The 539-nt window shown below is 56.2% G+C and carries 1 protein-coding gene; it reads left to right on the plus strand.

The genetic code is table 11. The features are described 5' to 3' along the window. Positions 1 to 468, plus strand: a 468-nt coding sequence (locus ACTF5Z_RS12285; protein WP_438985886.1) for a DUF3604 domain-containing protein, incomplete at its 5' end; no start/stop codon positions are given. Positions 469 to 539: the final 71 nt, after the last annotated feature.

A 539-nucleotide genomic window follows, 5' to 3' on the forward strand; every position in this document is an offset into this window, starting at 1 on the left:
GCCTATGCGAAAGGTGTGCCGATGGGAGGTCGCTTAAGCGGCCGATCACAAGCTCCATCGATGATGGTGTGGGCGGTTCAAGACCCCTTGTCGGCGCCTTTGCAGCGAGCGCAAGTTATTAAGGTTTGGCGCGATGTCGATGGTAATCACAACGAGCGCGTATTTGATGTCGCCTGTTCTGGTGATGCCCGGCCCGATGCCAATTTCCGCTGCCCCGATAACGGCGCAAGTGTCGATTTAAGCTCTTGCGATGTTCAGGCCGGCACTGGGCAGGCCGAGTTAAAAACGCTGTGGCAAGATCCTGAATTCGATGCCTCGCAATCGGCGGCTTATTTTGTTCGTGTGCTCGAGAACCCAACCTGTCGATGGAGCTCGTGGGATGCTGCAAGAGCGGGTATTAAACCCAATCCGGAGCTGCCCGCGATATTGCAGGAGCGCGCTTGGTCGTCGCCGATTTGGGTGAACTAGAGTAGAGCGTAGGTAGAGCCGGGGAAGTAGCCGGCACTAGGGTTTAAAAGGTCTCAGAAACCGTTTTGGGC

The organism is Aequoribacter sp. (assembly GCF_965659035.1).
Classification (GTDB): Bacteria; Pseudomonadota; Gammaproteobacteria; order Pseudomonadales; family Halieaceae; genus Aequoribacter.